Source organism: Modicisalibacter coralii (genome assembly GCF_004117855.1).
GTDB classification, from domain to species: Bacteria; Pseudomonadota; Gammaproteobacteria; order Pseudomonadales; family Halomonadaceae; genus Modicisalibacter; species Modicisalibacter coralii.
On the sequence record NZ_QWBW01000014.1, the window covers coordinates 53,097 to 71,811 of the forward strand.

The following is an 18,715-nucleotide window of genomic DNA, read 5'->3' on the forward strand; positions in this document are numbered from 1 at the left end:
GATACGAAAGGAACACCATGAAACGCACAACACTGGTGGTTGCGCCCTGGCTGCTGGCCTGCGCGTCGGCCCAGGCCGGCGTCACGGTCAACGTCGACGACGACACCTTCGAGGTCGGACCGGGCATGCTGGCCTATACCGAATTCGAACTCTCCGGGGAGCCCCTGGCCGAGTCGCTGGGTCTCGACCTCGACATCCTCGACCCCAATGCCATCGACCAGCCCACGGCGTTCGACTACACCGCCGGCATCGAGAGCTACGAGTACTCCGAAGAGGCCATGTACGCGGTCAACTACCAGTCGCGAATGGGCCCGCACCTCGCCAACGGCCCGCGCAACCAGGCCCGCGGCGGTAGTCTCGAGGATCTCGGCAAGCGGGTGATCGGCCTGAGCCAGGCCGTCGGCTATCCCACCGACGAGATCCCCCTGAACCTCTACCCGATCAGCCTGCCGCTGCGCGCCGGCGTGCCCGCCTTCGCCGGCAAGGTCGACACCAGCGTCGTCAACCACGATGAAGTCACCACCGCCGGCGGCGAGACGGTGCAGACCGACATCCCCGCCTACAGCCGCGACTTCGCCAGCCTGGCCTGGGATCCCGCGCAGATGGACGATCAGCTGAGCCCGGCGGCGATCGGCGGCATGCTGCTCAAGGAAGTCATGTGGTCGCAGGACTTCCTGGGCGGCATGCACACCACCGACGGCGACGAGGAAACCGCCGCCCGGTCCGCCGACATGGACCAGGACGGCACCTACGCCCTGGGGGTCTCCTCGGTCGACGGCTTCAACGGCATGCTGCTCACCGAGATCTCGCTGGACAAGATGGCCCTGCTCCAGAACCGGCTGGCCTACGATGGCGAGTCGCTCGGCGCCGAGGTGAGTCCTGACTACGACCCCGCCGAGCAGCCGGTGTGGTTCCCGCATCGCATCGACACCCGCCTCGTCCAGCAGCAGGGCGTCAACGCCCTCGGCGAACTGAGCGTCGCCGATGCCAGCTCGCAGCTGCGCGACGAATGGATGCTGCTGTGGCCGCTCGCCGAGTACTACGGCTTCACCGACCAGCGCGACGCCAACCAGTCGCAGAACCCGGCCTTCCTCGCCGTGTTCGACGGCCAGCCGTTCAAGGCCACCGCCGAGGCCAATCGCGACGACGACACCAGCAACGACGTCGTCGGCGACGACGCCTTCTCGCTGGCCAGCAATCTCGCGCACCTGGTCTTCAGCAACCTCGATGCACTGCACTTCGACGATGAGGCCGGCACCCTGGTCGATACCTGGCAGGACGGCGAGCGCGGCCAGCACGTCACCACCTTCGACGCCGCCTATAGCCTGGTGGCGCTGGACATCTACCATCGCGCCCAGAGCGCGCAGCCGGTCGGCTACGCCAGCGCCGAGGCCGCGGCCTCCGAAATCGAGACCGACCTCGGCGAACGCGCCCTGACAATGCTCCGTCGTCAGGCCGACTTCCTGCTCGCCAACGCCTTCACCGACGATGGCCTGGTCAGCGACGGCCTGACTCTGGACGGCGACGCCGTGACAGCCGACGACGGCCAGTCGCTGGCCACCCAGTTCGCCATGCTGCGCGGCCTGGGGGCGGCCTTCGCCGCGACCAAGGACGCCAAGTACCGCGACGCCGGGCGCAAGCTGTATCTCGCCATCGACGAGCAACTCTACGATGACGCCGTGGGCACCTGGGCCACCCGGCCCGGCGAGCCCACCGTGCACACCCCGCTGAGCGAGGCGGCGATCTCCGGCGGGCTGCGCAGCGCCATGCTGCAGTTCCGCAACGAAGGCCAGGAAAACGCCGCGGCCCTGGAACTCGGCCCGCTGACCCAGCGCTACGTGAGCTGGTTCCGCACCGTGCACAACGGCCCGAGTCTCGACGGCGGCATGCAGCTCGCCGAATGGGGCACCGACACCGGCGAGCACGTGATCCCCGGCAAGGGCGGCGATACCGACGACGACCACGTCCCGCAGGTCACCGCCGCCGGCGATGGCAACGGCATGGCCGCGGTCATGGCCGCCAAGGCGACGGTCGCGGCCGACTGACACGCCACCCCGCCCGACCGAAGGCCGCCCCACCGGGCGGCCTTTTGCGTTGGCGGCCGTCGCGACATGCGTCAGGTCAAGGAACCTTGCGCCACGCCGAAGGTCGAGCAGAAAAGAACAAGCGAATAAGAATGAGGGTTGATATCATCTAGTCTCCCAGCAGAGAACGGTTATCGCGCACAGCTCGACATGACGACGTTGCCCACCCGACTGACATCGCGCTCCCCGCTGCCCGAGGCCGCCGCCGGGTACTGGTGGCGGCTGGCCTATCGTCATCGCGCCGCGGAGTGGACCCTCTACGCCCTGCTGCTCACCGGCCTGCCGCTGGTCGCCTGGTGGGCGGCGGACTGGCCGTTGCAGCGCTGGTCGCTGGCCCTGCACGGCCTGCTCGGCATGTTCGGCGCGCCACTCGTGGTGGCGCCCTTCTGGCTCGCTCACCGGCGGCTCTTGCAGACCTCGCGCAAGGCCTTCCTGCGCGTCACCGGCCGGCTGATGGAAATTCTCCTGCTGATCATCGCCGTCAGCGGCGTCTATCTGGTGGGGTGGGGCAATCGTGGCGACACGCTGGGTGCCGTCATGCACTGGGCCCACCTGATCGCCACCCTGACCTTCGCCCCGCTGCTGCTGCGTCACGCCTTCCGCTGGTCGGTACTGCGCCCGCTGTGGCGGCGTCTGGGCTGGCTGCGGACGACGCCATGAGTCGAGTGTCGCGCAGCACGGGGTGGCGGGGGCTGACGGCACTGGTGTGCCTGCTGGTCTGTGTCACGGCCTCGGCGGCGGTCAGCAGCGGCGGCTTCATCGCTTCGCCGGACGGTGACTTCCTCTATTCGGCCAATCTCGAAGCCGGCAGCGTCTCGCGGATCGCCGTCGAAGATCCCGACCAGCGCATCGAGCGCCACCTGGGCCGCGACGTCAGACGCCTGGCCCTGGCGCCCGACGCGGGGCTGCTGGCGGTGACCGACGATCTCGCCGAGAAGCTCTGGCTGCTCGACGCCGATACCCTCGAGGTCGAGAAGACCCTGTCGCTGGCGAAGAAACCCTTCGGCGTGGTCTACGATGCCCGCAACCGGCTGTTCTGGGTCACGCTCTTTGAATCGGCCGAGCTGGTCGGTGTCGGCCTCGACGGCAAGATCCGCCAGCGCCTCGGCACCGCCGACACGCCGCGAGGCCTGGCGCTGCTCAGTGACGGCCGGCTACTGGTCAGCCACGCCATGACCGGCCAGGTGTCGCTCTACGACACCAGCCGCCTGCCGCCGAAGCGGGTCAAGCGCATCGACCTCGCCGTCGAGCAGAATCCCGACGAGAGCGTCTCCCAGGGCTTGCCGCGGCGCCTCGACGACATCGCCGTGTCGCCGGACGAGAGCGTCGCCTGGCTGCCCCACGTGCTGTGGAACTTCGACCACCCCTTCCAGTTCCAGTCGACGGTGTTTCCGGCGATTTCGGAGCTCGCGCTGACCCCGGGCAAGGAGCGCGAGATCCTGCCCTGGCGCAAGCAGCTGTTCCAGCAGATCAACCTGCAGAACACCCGCAACCGCACCCTGATCACCTCCAACCCCACGGACGCCGAGTTCTCCGCCAGCGGCAAGAAGGTCTACGTGACCATGGCGGGCAGCGAGGACGTGCTGGTCTTCGATCGCTCGCGCGGGGTCCACGACCCCGAGAAGCTCGGCCACAGCAAGCGTGGCCGTGGCACCGAGAGCGGCGCCCAGGCCTCGCAGCTGGTGCGCGACGTCCCCGGCGACAACCCGCGCGGGCTGGTGGCACTGGGCGACAAGCTCTACGTGCAGAACGCCATGAGCCTCGATGTCACGCGGCTGAATACCGGCGGCGACTCGCCCTTCGCGCGGGTTCGCGTCGACACCCCCCACTGGGCGAAACTGGTCGCCGAGGACCCGCTGCCGGCCCCGGTACGTCGCGGCAAGACGATCTTCAACGACGCCAATACCGCCGAGAACCCCGACTACCCGATGGCCGGCGACTTCTGGATGAGTTGCGACAGCTGCCACGTCGACGGCTTCAACTTCACCAACCGCTACCTGATGGCGGCCGGCGAGGCCAATCCCCACGGCCCCAACCGTTCGCCCAACACCGCCATCACCGGCCACGCCGGTCTCGAACACATGGTCGGCGGCGACTTCGTCGGCGACTACATCCGCATGATCCAGGACACCCAGGGCGGGCTCGGCGAAGATACCCGCGACGGCGCCAAGCCGGTCGATCCCGATCACCCGCCGGCGGTGGTGAAGACGGCCATGGACGATCTGCACGCCTACGTGACCCGCCGCCAGAACCTGCCCTACGTCTCCACCTGGCTGCGCTTCGACCGCGACGAACGCTTCGTCCACCCCGAGGAGTGGCTCAGCTCGGCCTCCTGCGCCGGCTGTCACAGCACCATCTACAAGCAGTGGGCCAACTCGAATCATCACTTCATGGGCGCCTCCAATCCCTATTACCGGGTGGTCGAGGACATCGCCGGCGAGAGCGAGGGTGAAGGCTTCCGCGCCTGGTGCCTGGGCTGTCACAACCCGCAGCGGCTGAGCGTGGGCAAGAAGACCCACGCCGACGACAACCGCATGTTCGACAGGGACGGCCAGACCCTGCTCGCCGAGTACCGGGACACCAGCCACGCTCTCGACGAGGGCACCGGCTGCCTGTTCTGCCACCGCATCACCCGGCTGGAGGACGCCGGCGGCAACGCCGCCTTCACCGTCAACCTCAAGGACCGCCCGACCTACCCCGGCGAGACCAGCGGCAACCCCATGCTGCGCTGGTTCTCCGAGCGGTTGATCGGCGCCAAGCCCAAGGTTCATGCCGACTCCTACAGCCAGCCGTTCTACGACGACGCGCGCTTCTGCGGCAACTGCCACGACGAGTTCTCGCCCGGCCCGGGATCCAAGATCGTCGGCACCTACCAGGCGTGGAAGACCTCCTCGTTCAACGACCCGGCACGCCCCGAGAAGCAGCGCAGCTGCATCGACTGCCACATGCACGGCGACATCTCGCGCATCGGCGAACCGGTTCCCGGGCGCAGCACCGACGGCGGGCCGATGAAGGAGAACATGGTCAGCCACCAGTTCACCGGCGCCAACTACCACCTGGCCGGATTGCGCAGCGACGAGCAGCGCCGCATGAGCATCGCGCTGCTGCGCACCGCCGCCAAGCTCGAGGAGCGGCTCGACGACGGCCGGCTGGTGGTCCGCGTGCGCAACGTCGGTGCCGCCCACAAGCTGCCCACCGGGGTCTCCGACTTCCGCCAGTTGTGGCTGCAGGTCACGGTCACCGACGCCAGCGGCCGGGAACTGATCCATAGCGGCTTCCCCGACGCCGACGGCAACCTGCCCGAGGACAGCCGCCTCTTCCGCAAGGTGATGGGCGACGAGAACGGCCGGCCGGTGAAACTGCACTTCTGGCGCTTCGCGCGGATGCTCGAGGACACCCGGATCCCCGCCGACGGCTACCGCGACGAGGCGTTCGAGTTGCCCGCCGACGTCGAATGGCCGATCACCGTCGACAGCAAGCTGCAGTTCCGCATCTACCCGCAGTGGATCACCGACCGCGTCCAGCAGGCATTCCCCGACCTGCCCACCCCCGACATCATCACCCTGAACCACCTTCGAGAGACCCTTGGAGCCGCCGATGCTGACTAGCTTCCTGATCACCTTCCGGGAGGGCCTGGAGGCCTTTCTGCTGGTGGGCGTGATCCTCGTCCACCTGGCCAAGCTGGATGCCCGACGCTACTTTCGCTACATCTATCTGGGCGTCATCGCGGGCCTGGTGGTGTCGTTCGTCGCCGCCGTGATGTTCCAGGTGGTGGTCGATCAGTTTCACCAGCAGCAGTATCGGCAGATCTTCATGGCGGTGATCATGCTCACCGCCGCCGCGGTGCTCACCTACATGGTGACCTGGATGAGCAGGCAGGCGGGCAGGAAGGTCTCGCAGGTCCACGAGGATCTCTCGCAACTGGTCTCCGGCGGCGACGTGCTGGGCCTGTCGCTGCTGGCCTTCGTCTCGATCGCCCGCGAGGGCCTGGAAACCGTGCTGTTCTTCTCGGCGCTGACCTACAGTGGCGGCGCCGGCGGCCTGCAGGGCAGCGTCACGGGCGCCCTGATCGGGCTGGTGGCGGCCGTGGCGCTGGTCTGGGTGGTCTTCTCGCGGGCCCGCAAGGTGCCGCTGCAGCCGCTGTTCCGTTATACCAGCCTGCTGCTGATCGTGATCGCCGCCGGACTGCTGGCCTCGGCCACCAACATCCTGCAGGCCGCCGAGGTACTGCCGCTGTTCCAGGGCCAGTTGTTCGACCTGTCCGGCGTGCTCAGCGACCAGGGCCCGTTCGGCATGTTCCTGCGCGGCCTGTTCGGCTACAACGCCACTCCGACCACCGCCCAGTTCGCGGTATGGGCCGTCTACCTGGCGGTATTCCTGGTCATCTGGCAACGGAGCTATCGTCATGCCCAGCACGGCTAACGTGCCCCCCCGCGCCGACCACGTCGCCGTGCTCGGCGGCGGCCCGGCCGGCCTCGCCGCCGCCTGGAAGCTGATCGAGAACGGCTGCAAGGTCACGGTACTGGAAGCCGAGGGCGGTGTCGGCGGCCTGGCCGCCACCCAGGTGTTCGAGGGCCGTGCCGGCACCTACCGTTTCGACTTCGGCGGCCACCGCTTTCTGACCAAGAACCCGGAGCTGCTGGCGTTCATCGAGCAGCTCATGGGCGACGACCTGATGCACGCCCAGCGCTCCAGCGTGATCCGCTACAAGGGGCGCACCTACGACTACCCGCTGTCGCTGGGCAACCTGCTGCGCAACGCCCCGCCCGGGCTGCTCGCCGGGGCCTCCCTCGATCTGCTGAACAAGACCCTGCGCCCGCCGAATCTCGAGGAGCGCGACGACGAGATCAGCTTCGCCGAGTGGATCGAGGCGCGCTTCGGCAAGACGCTGTATCGCAACTTCTTCGAGGGCTACACCGGCAAGCTGTGGGGCATCGACCCGCGCCAGCTCTCCGGCGACTGGGCGGCCCAGCGCATCAGCCTGATCGACCTGCGCGACGTCGCCCGCCGGCTGATCCAGCGTCGTGGCGACACCCCGCGCACCTACGCCCGCCACTACCGCTACCCGCGTCACGGCTTCGGCATGATCTTCGACAACCTGGTCGATCTCATCCATCGTCACGGCGGCGAGGTGATCACCGGCGCGCCGGTCAAGGGCTTCGTCCGCGAGGCAGGCCGCATCAAGGCGGTGCGCTTCGGCCGCGACGGCGACGAAGGCGAGATGCCGGTGGATGCGGTGATCAGCAGCCTGCCGCTGCCCGAGATGGTGCGCATGCTCGGCGGCGAATCGCGGCTGGGCTTTCGCGCGCTGCGCTTTCTCAACATGCCGATGCGCGGCCCGGACATCTCGCCGCACACCTGGCAGTACCTGTCGGACCCGGACATTCTCGCCACCCGTCTGCAGGAACCGCGTCGTCGCTCGCCCTACATGGCCCCCGAAGGCCATACCTCGGTGATGCTCGAGATCCCCTGCAACGTCGGCGACGCCACCTGGCGGATGGACGGCGAGACGCTGCGCGAGCGTGCCCACGCCGACCTCGAACGCCTGGGCATCCCCCGCGAGCGCGCCACCGGCGAGCACTTCTCCGCCTACGCCGCGCATGCCTACCCGCTGATGGCGCTGGGCTACCATCAGGAGCGTCAGCGCAACCTGGGCTATCTGGGCCGCTTCGACAACCTGCTGATGTGTGGCCGCCAGGGCACCTTCCGCTACATCTTCACCGACACCGCCATGGAGATGGGCCAGTTGGCGGCCCAAGCCTTGCTGGAACAAAGAGACCTTCGCCATGAGATCTACAATCACCGCAACGAGAAGACCGTCATCGAGACCCAAAGCGTCGCCTGAGCCCCGCCCGGCGCTCCACCTCTGGCTGCTGGCGCTGCTGGTACTGCTCGCCCTGACGACCGGCCAGGCCTGGGCCTACTCCTATGCCGCCGCCGGCAAGGAGCCACTGATCGAGGGCCGCCAGGCACTGCTCGACGCCCTGGCCGCCGACGATCAGGCCAAAGCGCTCGAGACCCTCGAGGATCTGAAGCCGGAGCTGGCCTACCTGCAGGAAGACTTCGACCGCGACTATTACGCCGAGCTCGAGAGCGCGGTGAAGAGCGGCGACACGGACACCGTGGTCGCGGCCCTCGACAGCGCCTTCGTCGCCGAGATCCGGCGCCGCCTGGACGGCGCCGGCGAACACCTCGACGACTACCAGACCGCCAAGGCGCTGGTGTTCAAGGCCAAGCGCTTTCTCGATCTGGTCACGCCGCAGCTCGACGCCGATGCTCGCGACGCCGCCAACCAGGCGATCAACGCCGGCATGGACGCGCTGGGCAACCCCGGGGTGTTCGGCGTGGGTCAGAAGCCGGCCGACCCGGACGCCTACCGCGAGGCCAGAAAACACCTGCTGGAGGTCCTCGCGCCGCTGCAATGAGCGCTTCGCCCCACCGCCTGCGCCGCCCGGCTTCACGCTGGTCGGGCAGCCTTGCCGGGCTCGCGGCGCTCATCCTGGGCGCCGTACTGCTGTGGCGTTTCCCGGCCCTGCCCGGCAGCGACGATGCGCTGTTCCTGGCCCGCGGCGTCGAGCATTTCAGCGTCCTCGCGTTCTCGCCCAACTTCCCCGGCTACCCGGGGATGATCTGGCTGGCCCGCCTGCTGGCCCCTGTCACCGCCACGCCCTTCGCCGCGCTGTTCGGCGTCTCGCTGGTCGCCACCCTGGCGATGGCCTGGCTTGCCGGCGCGCTTTATCGCCGGCTGCTCGACGACGCCCTCGGCGGCCTGACGGTGACCCTGTTGATTCTCGCCACCCCGCTGACCGGCCAGGTGGCGATCTCCGGTCTCACCGACGGCCCCGGCCTTTGCCTGCTGTTGCTGGCCGGTTGGCTGGCGCTGCGCGGCGGCGGCGTCACCACCGGCCTGGCCTGGGGGCTGGGCGGGTGCGTGCGGCCCACCTACGCGCTGCTGTGGCTGGCCCAGGCGGGCGGCTTCCTGCGTCGCCCCGGCTGGCCATGGCGGCGTTTCGTCGTCGCCGTCATCTTCATGGTATTGGCCGCGCTGGCCTTCGTCTGGCAGGCCGACGGCCACGCCTACGTCGCCGAGGGCTGGCGCTTCGTGATGGGCCATTTCCTGATCTGGGGCGAGGCGGCCGGCGCCCGCGACGCCCACACCAGTTGGCCCGGCGCGTTGCGCGAGGCTGGCGTGCAGGGCGTGATCTGGGCACTGCTGGGGCTGGTCGTGGCCCTCGCCACCCCGTGGCTGACACGGCATCGCCCGGCCCTGCGCCCCTGGCTGCTGCTGTGGTGGCTGGCGCTGGCCTGGACCGCCCTGGCCCAGAACCCGCAGCATCTGCGTCACCTGCTGCCGCTCGTCGCGCTCGGCGGGTTACTCGCCGTCGCCGCGCTGCGCGCCCTGCTGCCGAGGTACCTGGCGACGGGGCTGCTCGCCGCGCTGCTGCTCGGCCAGGGCACGCTGCTGGTCGGGGCGCTAGCCGGCGCCCCGCGCCTGGCGCCGGTCCAGCAGGCGATCGCCTATCTGCGCCATCATCCCGGCGACTCGCAACTGGTGACCCACCACGAGGTCGAGCTGCTGCGCGCGGCGCTGCCCCGGTTGGGGGTCACCGACGCCTACTACCACGGCGACGCCGCCATTCGCCTGCGCGCGGGCAGCTGGCGGCTGGTCTCGACAGCCGCCCTGGTCAAAGCCTTCGACGGCCGGCGTTGCGCCTTCTTTCCTGCCCGACTGACCGGCGACACGCCACTCTGGCTGGTACATACGCGAGCCCCTTGCCCGCGAAAGCAACGGGCCGCTCGATGAGCGGCCCGTCGTCCTGCCTGTCGTCGTTGACGCGGATCAGCCGGCCAGCGCCTTGTCGACCACCTCGTAGACGTTGGGCGAGAGCTCCTCGGCCTGGATGCGTTCGAGTTCGGCCTTCATCAGCGCCTGGCGCTGCTCGTCGTAGCGCTGCCAGCGGGTCAGCGGGGTGATGATCCGCGCGGCGATCTCCGGGTTGAGCCGGTTGAGCTCGATCACCACATCGGCCAGCAGCTTGTAGCCCTCGCCGTCGAGGCGATGGAAGTTGACCCGGTTCTGGCCGGCGAAGGCGCCGATCAGCGCGCGCACCCGGTTGGGGTTCTTGAGCGAGAACGCCGGGTGATCCATCAGGTACTTGACGCGCTCCAGGGCGTCGGACTGCGGCCGGGTGACCTGGATGCTGAACCACTGATCCATGACCAGCGGATCGTGGGCCCACTTTTCGCCGAAGGCCTTGAGCAGCGGATCGGCGACGTCACCCCGCGAGCTGTGCACCAGCAGGGTCAGCGCCGCGCGCACGTCGGTCATGTTGTGCTGATCCTCGAACTGCTGACGGGCCAGTTCGACCGCTTCCTCGTCCTCGATGCTCATCAGGTACGCCAGGGCGACGTTCTTGAGGCGCCGTTCGGCGATCTGCTCGGCGGTCGGCGCGTAGGGCGCGTCGCTGCGGTTGGCCTGATAGAGCGCCAGGAAGTCGTCGCGCAGCGCCAGGGCCAGCGACTGGCGGACGAACTCCCGCGCGGCGTGGATGGCGTCGACATCGACCACCGGCTGCTGCTCGGCGATGTAGGCCTCGGAAGGCAGCGTGAGCATCTCGGCGAGTACCGCCTTGTCGTCGGCGGGCTCGGTGAGCAGCGTGCGGAACGCCTCGATGACCCGCGCGTCCATCACTTTCTCGACGCCGTTGCGGTGCGCGGCGATCAGGTCGTCGAGCGCCAGCAGCGCCAGACGCTGACCGGCGTCCCAGCGGTTGAAGCCATCGGAATCGTGCTGCAGCAGGAAGGCCAGATCCTCGCGGCCGTAAGGGAAGCGCAGCTTGACCGGCGCCGAGAAGCCCCGCAGCAACGACGGCACCGGCGCCTCGGCGAGGTCGGTGAAGACGAAGGTCTGCTCCTCCTCGCGCAGGTGCAGCACGCCCGACTTGCCGAGCGATTCGCCGTCGAGGGTCAGCGCCAGGTCCTCGCCCGACTTGGTGCCCACCAGGCCCACGCGCACCGGAATGTGCAGCGGCAGCTTGTCGGGCTGGCCTGGCGTGGCCGGCGTGCGCTGACGCAGGGTCAGGTGGTATTCGGCCTTGGCGTAATCGTACTCGCCATGGGCGTCGATCTCCGGCGTACCGGCCTGGGAGTACCAGCGCATGAACTGGTCGAGATCGAGCCCCGACACCTCGGCCATGCAGCCGACGAAATCCTCGATGGTCACCGCCTGGCCGTCGAAGCGCGCGAAGTACAGATCGCTGCCCTGGCGGAAGGTCTCCCAGCCCAGCAGGTTGCGCAGCATGCGTACGATCTCAGAGCCCTTCTCGTAGATGGTCAGGGTGTAGAAGTTGGAAATCTCGATGTAATGGTCGGGCTGCACCGGATGCGCGGTGGGCCCGGCATCCTCGGCGAACTGCGCGGTACGCAAAAAGGAGACGTCCTCGATGCGCTTGACCGGCGCCGAGTTGACGTCCGCCGAGAAGCTCTGGTCGCGGAAGACCGTGAAGCCCTCCTTGAGCGAGAGCTGGAACCAGTCGCGGCAGGTCACGCGGTTGCCCGACCAGTTGTGGAAGTACTCGTGGGCGACCACGCCCTCGACGCGCTGGAAGGCGGCGTCGGTGGCGGTCTGCGGGTGGGTCAGCACCGCCGCCGAGTTGAAGATGTTGAGCCCCTTGTTCTCCATCGCGCCCATGTTGAAGTCGTTGACGGCGACGATCATGAACAGGTCCAGGTCGTACTCGCGACCATAGGTCTCTTCGTCCCACTTCATGGCCGTCTTCAGCGAGCGCATGGCGTGCTCGGTCTTGTCGAGGTTCTCGGGCTCGACCCACAGCTGCAGGGTGACCTCACGACCGCTCATCGTGGTGAAGTGGTCCTCGACCTTCTCGAGCTTGCCGGCGACCAGCGCGAACAGGTAGCTGGGCTTGGGGTGCGGGTCCTCCCAGGTGACGAAGTGCCTGCCATTGGGCAGCTCGCCCTTCTCGACCGGGTTGCCGTTGGAGAGCAGCACCGGCAGCGCGGCACTGTCGCCGATCACCGTGGTCGAGAAGGTCGCCATCACGTCAGGACGATCCGGGTAGAAGGTGATGCGCCGGAAGCCCTGCGCCTCGCACTGGGTGCAGAACATGCCGTTGGACAGGTACAGCCCTTCCAGGGCGGTGTTGCTGGCCGGATCGATCACGACCCGGGTTTCCAGACGAAAGCGCTCGGGGACCGCGTCGATGGTCAGGGTGGCGGCGTCGACGCGATACTCGTCCTCGCCCAGGTCCTGACCGTCGATGGCCACGCGCTCGAGATCGAGCTTCTCGCCGTCGAGCACCAGCGGCTGCCCCGGGGCGCTGTCGGGGTGGCGCTCGAGATGCAGCACGGCATCGACACGGGTGGCGGACGCCTCGAGATCGAACTTGAGTTCGGCGTGGGTGACACGATAGGCCGGCGGCTGATAATCCTTCAGGTAGACCGGCTGGTGAGCGGCGTCGACGGGCTTGATCTCGGCCTCTTCGGAAACGCGCGTATCGGACATGACACTGGTACTCCTTGTACAAGGTTACCGGCATTGTACGGCGAGCGAGGCGGGAGTCTCAAAGGCGACGGCGGGCCATCCCGGTGCCGGATGGCTCAGCGCCCCGACTGGCGCGAGGCGCAGGAGGTCTCGGACAGGCGCTTCTCGGCGGCGGCATCGGCGGCCACGGCGAACGGACAGGCGGCGCGCGGTTCCGGCCGCGTGACGATCCACACCCCGAGCGCGACGAGCCCCACGATCAGCGCCAGCTTCAGCAGCGGCGAGGTGACGGTGAAGCCGATCACCAGCGTCGAGACGACGAGCATCGTGGCCGCCATCCACTTGGCATGCCGGGGAATCGCCCGCTCGTCCTCCCAGGCGAGGATCGGCGGCCCGAACCGCGGGTGCTGGCGAATCCAGCTCGCGAAGCGCGGCGATCCCCGCGAGGCCAGCCACACCGCCAACAGCATGAAGCCGGTGGTCGGCATCAGCGGCAGGAACAGCCCCACCACCCCCAGCACGAAGCTGACCGCGGCCAGGCTTGTATAGATGGCATGCTTGAGCTTGGGCATGGGTCGTGTCTCCGTCTCGCGGTTCTGTTCAGGCTAGCGGATTTCGGCGCATCTTGGCACGCGAAGGATCGTCGCACCTTGCGTTGGGTCAAGCGCGCCGCCGATGCCCGCCAACCGGGCGACGGTATCGCCGGGGCGGATCGGTCACCGCGGTCATCGTTGCCGCTCGGGCAAGGGWCCCTTGCCCGAACGCACGCTGTCAGCGGCGTGACACGGCGTTATGCTCGTCGGCAGACAGTCAGGAGACGCACCATGCCCCATGTCCTGTTTCTCTCCCACGGGTCGCCGAGCCTGGCACTCGAGACGCACCCGGCCCGGGACTTTCTGACCGCCCTGGGTCGGCGCCTGCCCCGGCCGCGAGGCGCGCTGGTGATCTCGGCGCACTTCGAGACACCGCGCCCTTGCCTGGGCAGTGCGGCCCGGCCGGACACCCTGCACGACTTCCACGGTTTTCCCGAGGCGCTCTATCGCATGCGCTACCCGGCGCCGGGCCTGCCCGATGCCGCCGAGCGCCTGGCCGCGACCCTGACCGACGCCGGCTTCGCGGTCGATCTCGATGCACGGCGCCCGCTCGATCACGGCATCTGGTCGCCGCTGTCGCTGGTCTGGCCCGAGGCCGACGTGCCCCTGCTGCCGGTCAGCGTTCCCATGGCGATGAGCGATGCCGAGCGGCTCGCGTTCGCCACCGAGCTGGGACGCTTCACCGAAGCGGAGGGGCTATGGCTGATCGGCTCGGGGTCGGCCACCCACAATCTGGGCAAGCGCAAGCCGCCCGGCAGCGAGCCCGATGACTGGGCCCGCGCCTTTCACGACTGGGCCCGCGATGCCGCCGAGCGCGGCGATGCCGAGACCCTCGCGGCCTGGCGCGAGCGGGCCCCGCACGGCGCCCTCGCCCACCCCTCGGCGGAGCACTTCCTGCCCCTGCCGATGGCGGTCGCCGCCCTCGGCGGCGCGCCGATGGTCACGCTTCACGAAAGCTTCATGCTCGGCAACCTGAGCATGCTGGCGCTGGCGGACGCCGCTACCGCCGCGCTGCTGGATACAACGCCAGCCCGAGAAGTCAGTCGCGAAAGTTGTTGAACTGCAGCGGCAGCTCGATCGACTCGTCGCTCTTGAGCAGGGCGATGGCCTGTTGCAGGTCGTCGCGCTTCTTGCCGGTGACCCGCACCTTGTCGCCCTGGATCTGCGCCTGCACCTTGAGCTTGGCATCCTTGAGGGTCTTGACGATCTTCTTGGCCAGCGGCTGATCGATGCCCTGACGCAGCACGATCCGCTGGCGGACTCGCACGCCGCCGGTCTCGGCGGTTTCCTCCTCGAGGCAACCGACGTCGATGCCCCGGGCGATCAGGCGCGCCTTGAGGATGTCGAGCATCTGGCGTAGCTGGAACTCGGCGTCGGCTTCCATGAGCACGGCGTCGGTTTCCTCGCTGAAACTCGCGGTCACGCCGCGAAAGTCGAAGCGCGTGGTGAGCTCGCGATTGGCCTGGTCGACGGCATTGGTGACTTCGTGCTTGTCGAGTTCGGACACGATATCGAAAGAGGGCATGGCAGGACTCCGGAAGGTAAGGGGCTGGCTCGGCATCCTAGCCGATGCGCTCCGCGGTTGCAGCGGTATCTGCCAGGCCCTCGTCCACTGCCGTGTCGGCCAGCGGCTTGTCCATCTGCCAGGCGGCACAGCCGTCGACGTAGTAGTCGTCCAGCCAGCGCCGCGGCAGATAGCCCATGCGTCGATAAAGCCCCATGGCGACGCGATTGTCGGCACGGACTTCCAGGCTCAGGCGCTGCATGCCACGCTCGACGGCGACCGCTTCCAGCGCGGCGAGCAGGCGGCGGCCCACACCGCCGCCACGCCGTTCGGGGTGCACACAGAAGGAATAGAGCCGGCCGGTGCGGCTGTTGCGACGAAACAGCAGGGTCCCGTAGCCCTGCAGTTCGCCGTGCTCATCGACGACGACCCGGGTCACGGCCTTGGCACGCTTGAGCAGATGGGAGAGCTGGCGACGCGAGAAGCGATCCCCCGCGAAGCAGGCCTGCTCGAGCCGACACAGGGCATCGAGATCCTCGGGGCGAGCGTCGCGAAGCAGCGGTGGTTGCGGCGAATTCATGACGGATTCCGAAACTGACGGCGAAGGCATTGTCGGACGCCGAAAACCGGCCTGTCATGGCCTGGTTGCATGAAATTATTTCACCGGCGCCCCCGCTTGTCGCGAGTGGCGGTCAAGGGCATGCTAGCGGCAATTTTGCCCCGTTCCGCTCCCTTTGCAAGCAGGAAACGCATTCATGGCCCCCTTGCGCATCGTCGTCGACCGCCTTTCAGACTGGCGCCCCTACTACCCGACCGAGGATCTGATCACCGCTGCCGACTACCTGGCCCGCGAGTCCAACGGCGAGCAGGACGGCGCCACCCACGTCATCAACCTGTGCGGCGACCTGGACTATCTGGAGACCGGCTACTACGTGTCGCTGCTCGCCCAGGCGCGCGGCCAGCGGGTACTGCCCACGGTCGAGACGCTCAATCAGCTCTCGCGCAAGGCGCTGGTCGACCTGCAGCTGGAATCGCTGGCGCCGCTGATGGACGAGCTCGCCCGACGCGGCGCCCTGCCCGGCGAGGCGTTCACCCTGCGGGTGATGTTCGGCGAGTGTCTGGAGCCAGGTCTCGGCAGGCTGGCCCGCCGGCTGTTCGAGCGGCTGCCCTGCCCGCTGCTCGAAGCGCGTTTCCAGCGCCGCCAGGGGCTGTGGCGGCTGACCCGGCTCAAGCCACTGGCGCTCACCGCCCTGCGCGGCGAGGAGCAGGACCTGTTCGCCCAGGCCCTGAACCGACATTCGCGCAAGGTCTGGCGCACGCCCAAGGCGCGCCGACGCTATCGCTACGACCTGGCGATCCTCGTCGACCCCAAGGAAGCGCTGCCGCCCAGCAACAAGAGCGCGCTCAAGCAGTTCATTCGCGCCGGGCGCCGGCTGGGGATCGATGTTTCGCTGATCACCAAGCGCGACGAGGGCCGGCTGGCGGAGTTCGATGCCCTGTTCATCCGCGAGACCACGAGCCTCGATCATCACACCTACCGCATGGCACGACGGGCCGAGCACGAAGGCCTGGTGGTGATCGACGACCCGCGCTCGATCCTGCGCTGTACCAACAAGGTCTACCTGCACGAGCTGCTGCGCGCCAAGGGCGTGCCCGCCCCCGACGGGCTGCTGCTGTATCGCGACGACCTGCCGCGGCTGGCGGAAAAGGCCGCCGGACTGCAGTTTCCGATGGTCCTCAAGGTCCCCGACGGCGCCTTCTCCCGCGGGGTGGTCAAGATCGCCTCCAGCGAGCAGCTGGTTCAGGAAGCCGAGCGACTGTTCGCCGCCTCCGCCCTGCTGCTGCTCCAGGAGTGGCTGCCCACCGACTTCGACTGGCGGATCGGCGTGCTCGACGGCAAGGTGCTGTTCGCCAGCCGCTACTACATGGCCCGCGGCCACTGGCAGATCTACGATCACTCGCGCGGCAAGACGCGCAGCGGCGGTTTCACGACGCACGTCCCCGAGGACGTGCCCAAGCCGGTGATCCGCGCCGCGCTCAAGGCCACGCGCCTGATCGGCGACGGCCTCTACGGCGTGGATCTCAAGCAGATCGGCGAGCGGGTGGTGGTGATCGAGGTCAACGACAATCCCAACCTCGACGCCGGCGTCGAGGACGTGGTGCTCGGCCCGCGCCTCTACGACAGCGTGATGGCGGTGTTTCTCGAACGCATGGAGGCCAATCGCCGCCGACCGGCCTGACGGCCGCGCCCGCGCGTAGCACCGGGGTCCGAGCGGGCCGGGTCACGCGCGGGCGGGCCGCCGCATCAGCGGAACCAGAGCGCCGTTGCCGGCACGAAGGACACCACCATCAGCACCAGGAACATCGACAGCAGGAACCACTTGCAGTAGCCCATGACCTGCTCGATCTTCAGGCCGGTGGTCGAACACACGGTAAGCAGCACGCTGGCCACCGGCGGTGTCTGCTGGCCGATCCCCAGGTTCAGACAGACGATCACCCCGAAGTGCACCGGATCGATGCCCATCTGGGTGGCCATCGGCAGCAACAGCGGCACGACCACGATGATCGCCGCGCTGGCGTGCAGGAACATCCCCAGCAGCAGGACGAAGACGTTGATGATCAGGATGTTGAGCACGTAATTGTCGGTGATGCCGCCCAGCGCGCTGGCGATCTGCTGCGGCAGGCGTTCGTTGGCCAGGTACTGGCCGAGCACCGCCGAGCCGGCGACGATCATCATCACCACGGCGGTCTGACGGCCGGTGGTCACCAGCAGCGAACCGAGAACTCGCGGATTGAGGTCGCGAGTGACCAGCAGGCCGAACAGCAGGGCGACCACGACGCCGATGCCGGCCGCCTCGGTGGGGGTGTAGATGCCGGCGATCAGCCCGCCCACCACGATCAGCGGAATGGCCAGCGGCACCAGCGCGCGCTTGAACGCCACGCCCAGCGCCTTGACCTGGAAATCGCCTTCACGGGGATGATGATCGCGCCGCGCGAACAGCCACGAGGTCACCATGAACGCCCCCGCGAGCAGCAGCCCCGGCACGATCCCGGCGATGAACAGATCGCGGATCGAGGTATTGGTGGTGACCCCGTAGAGCACCATGGGAATCGATGGCGGGATGATGATGCCCAGGGTCGCCGAGACCGCCGTGATGGAGGCCGCGAACCCCTTGGGGTAGCCGCGGCGTTCCATCTGCGGCACGAAGATCTTGGACATCACGGCGGCATCGGCGACCGCCGAGCCGCTCATCTCGGCCATGAACATCGAGGTCACCACGTTGATGTGGCTCAGCCCGCCGCGCATCCAGCCCACCAGCGCCGCCGCCAGGTCGATCAGGCGCTGGGCGATGCTCGTGGCGCTCATCAGCTCGCCCATCAGGATGAACAGCGGCACCGCCAGCAGGACCAGCGAATTGCTGCCCGAGTAGATCTGCACGGGGATCATCAGCAGGTTGATATCGGCCAGCCACATGGACACCGCGGCGGTGATCATCAGCGCGAACCCAACGGGGACGCCCAACAGAATGATGCCGAACAGCATCGCGACTACCAGCCAGGCCATCAGGCGTTCCTCCAACGGTCGATCAGGCGCGCCAGCATGGCGATCACCATCAGGATGCTCGCCAGCGGCAGCACGCCCATGAACACACCCTGGTCGATGGGCAGCGTTTCGATGGAGCGTCCGCCGACGCGCGCAATCATCTGCCAGGAGGTCACGCCCAGCAGCACGAAGAAGCCGGTCACGGCGAGATCGCCGAGTGCCCGCACGACGCGGCGCAGCGCACGCGGAAAGGCATCGACCAGCATGTCGAAGGCGATGTGGCCGTCGTCCCGGGCGGCGAGATAGGCGCCCAGAAAGGCGATCCACACCAGCAGAAAGCCCGGCACCTCATCGGCCCACACCAGCCCCGAGTTCAGGACGTAGCGAAAGAAGACGTTGAGGCAGACCGCGACGGCGGTGGCGGCCACCAGGGCCCCCACCACCACGCGCACGAGTCTATCCAGCCAATTGAGCATCGTGGCGCTCCGC

At 68.3% G+C, this 18,715-nt stretch carries 15 protein-coding genes; 9 read left to right on the plus strand and 6 right to left on the minus strand.

Translation table 11 applies throughout. The features are described 5' to 3' along the window. Positions 1-17: 17 nt before the first annotated feature. The 7 genes from D0901_RS09150 (at position 18) to D0901_RS09180 (ending at position 9,888) form a co-directional block, all read left to right on the plus strand. Positions 18-2,045 carry a hypothetical protein gene (locus D0901_RS09150; RefSeq protein ID WP_129140001.1) on the plus strand — a complete coding sequence of 676 codons (2,028 nt, stop codon included), beginning with the start codon at positions 18-20 and terminating at the stop codon, positions 2,043-2,045. Positions 2,046-2,234: 189 nt separating this feature from the next. After that, a complete protein-coding gene (locus D0901_RS21065) occupies positions 2,235-2,744 on the plus strand; it encodes a hypothetical protein (RefSeq protein WP_203234841.1) in 510 nt (169 codons plus the stop codon). Further along, positions 2,741-5,692 (plus strand): hypothetical protein, encoded by a 2,952-nt coding sequence (locus D0901_RS09160; RefSeq protein WP_203234842.1) that lies wholly within the window; start codon positions 2,741-2,743, stop codon positions 5,690-5,692. The genes D0901_RS21065 and D0901_RS09160 overlap by 4 nt, the downstream gene beginning before the upstream one ends. Next, the gene (locus tag D0901_RS09165) at positions 5,682-6,506 is read left to right on the plus strand and encodes an FTR1 family iron permease (protein WP_129140002.1); all 825 of its coding nucleotides are present in this window, start codon (positions 5,682-5,684) and stop codon (positions 6,504-6,506) included. The genes D0901_RS09160 and D0901_RS09165 overlap by 11 nt, the downstream gene beginning before the upstream one ends. Continuing rightward, entirely contained in the window at positions 6,490-7,929 is a 1,440-nt protein-coding gene (locus D0901_RS09170; RefSeq protein ID WP_129140003.1) for an FAD-dependent oxidoreductase, read from the plus strand. Before D0901_RS09165 ends, D0901_RS09170 begins: the two co-directional genes overlap by 17 nt. Next, positions 7,871-8,509: a hypothetical protein gene (locus D0901_RS09175; protein ID WP_203234843.1), complete on the plus strand. Its 639-nt coding sequence runs from the start codon at positions 7,871-7,873 to the stop codon at positions 8,507-8,509. The genes D0901_RS09170 and D0901_RS09175 overlap by 59 nt, the downstream gene beginning before the upstream one ends. Further along, on the plus strand, positions 8,506-9,888 hold the full coding sequence (locus D0901_RS09180; RefSeq protein WP_129140004.1) for a hypothetical protein: 1,383 nt from the start codon (positions 8,506-8,508) through the stop codon (positions 9,886-9,888). Before D0901_RS09175 ends, D0901_RS09180 begins: the two co-directional genes overlap by 4 nt. 36 nt (positions 9,889-9,924) lie before the next feature. Here D0901_RS09180 and pepN read toward each other — a convergent pair whose 3' ends face one another. Together pepN and D0901_RS09190 are read right to left on the minus strand one after the other, a co-directional pair. Next, on the minus strand, positions 9,925-12,606 hold the full coding sequence (pepN, locus tag D0901_RS09185) for an aminopeptidase N (RefSeq protein ID WP_129140005.1): 2,682 nt from the start codon (positions 12,604-12,606) through the stop codon (positions 9,925-9,927). A 95-nt stretch (positions 12,607-12,701) separates the two neighbouring features. Beyond that, complete coding sequence (locus D0901_RS09190) at positions 12,702-13,157, minus strand: YbaN family protein (protein ID WP_129140006.1); 456 nt, start codon at positions 13,155-13,157, stop codon at positions 12,702-12,704. Positions 13,158-13,409: 252 nt separating this feature from the next. Between D0901_RS09190 and D0901_RS09195 the strand changes: the two genes are divergently transcribed. Further along, a complete protein-coding gene (locus D0901_RS09195; RefSeq protein ID WP_162500847.1) occupies positions 13,410-14,237 on the plus strand; it encodes a DODA-type extradiol aromatic ring-opening family dioxygenase in 828 nt (275 codons plus the stop codon). On the opposite strand, the gene D0901_RS09200 is transcribed toward D0901_RS09195, so the two are convergent. Both D0901_RS09200 and D0901_RS09205 read right to left on the minus strand, forming a co-directional pair. Then, positions 14,218-14,703 (minus strand): YajQ family cyclic di-GMP-binding protein, encoded by a 486-nt coding sequence (locus D0901_RS09200; RefSeq protein ID WP_129140008.1) that lies wholly within the window; start codon positions 14,701-14,703, stop codon positions 14,218-14,220. The two genes, D0901_RS09195 and D0901_RS09200, sit on opposite strands and share 20 nt — an antisense overlap. Positions 14,704-14,740: 37 nt before the next feature. Next, on the minus strand, positions 14,741-15,262 hold the full coding sequence (locus tag D0901_RS09205; protein ID WP_129140009.1) for a GNAT family N-acetyltransferase: 522 nt from the start codon (positions 15,260-15,262) through the stop codon (positions 14,741-14,743). Positions 15,263-15,437: 175 nt separating this feature from the next. Between D0901_RS09205 and D0901_RS09210 the strand changes: the two genes are divergently transcribed. Next, positions 15,438-16,922, plus strand: coding sequence for a RimK family protein (locus tag D0901_RS09210; protein WP_129140010.1), 1,485 nt, complete (start codon positions 15,438-15,440; stop codon positions 16,920-16,922). Between the two features lie 65 nt (positions 16,923-16,987). Here D0901_RS09210 and D0901_RS09215 read toward each other — a convergent pair whose 3' ends face one another. Both D0901_RS09215 and D0901_RS09220 read right to left on the minus strand, forming a co-directional pair. Continuing rightward, positions 16,988-18,247, minus strand: coding sequence for a TRAP transporter large permease (locus D0901_RS09215; RefSeq protein WP_129140011.1), 1,260 nt, complete (start codon positions 18,245-18,247; stop codon positions 16,988-16,990). Next, a complete protein-coding gene (locus D0901_RS09220; RefSeq protein WP_129140012.1) occupies positions 18,247-18,702 on the minus strand; it encodes a TRAP transporter small permease in 456 nt (151 codons plus the stop codon). Before D0901_RS09220 ends, D0901_RS09215 begins: the two co-directional genes overlap by 1 nt. Positions 18,703-18,715: the final 13 nt, after the last annotated feature.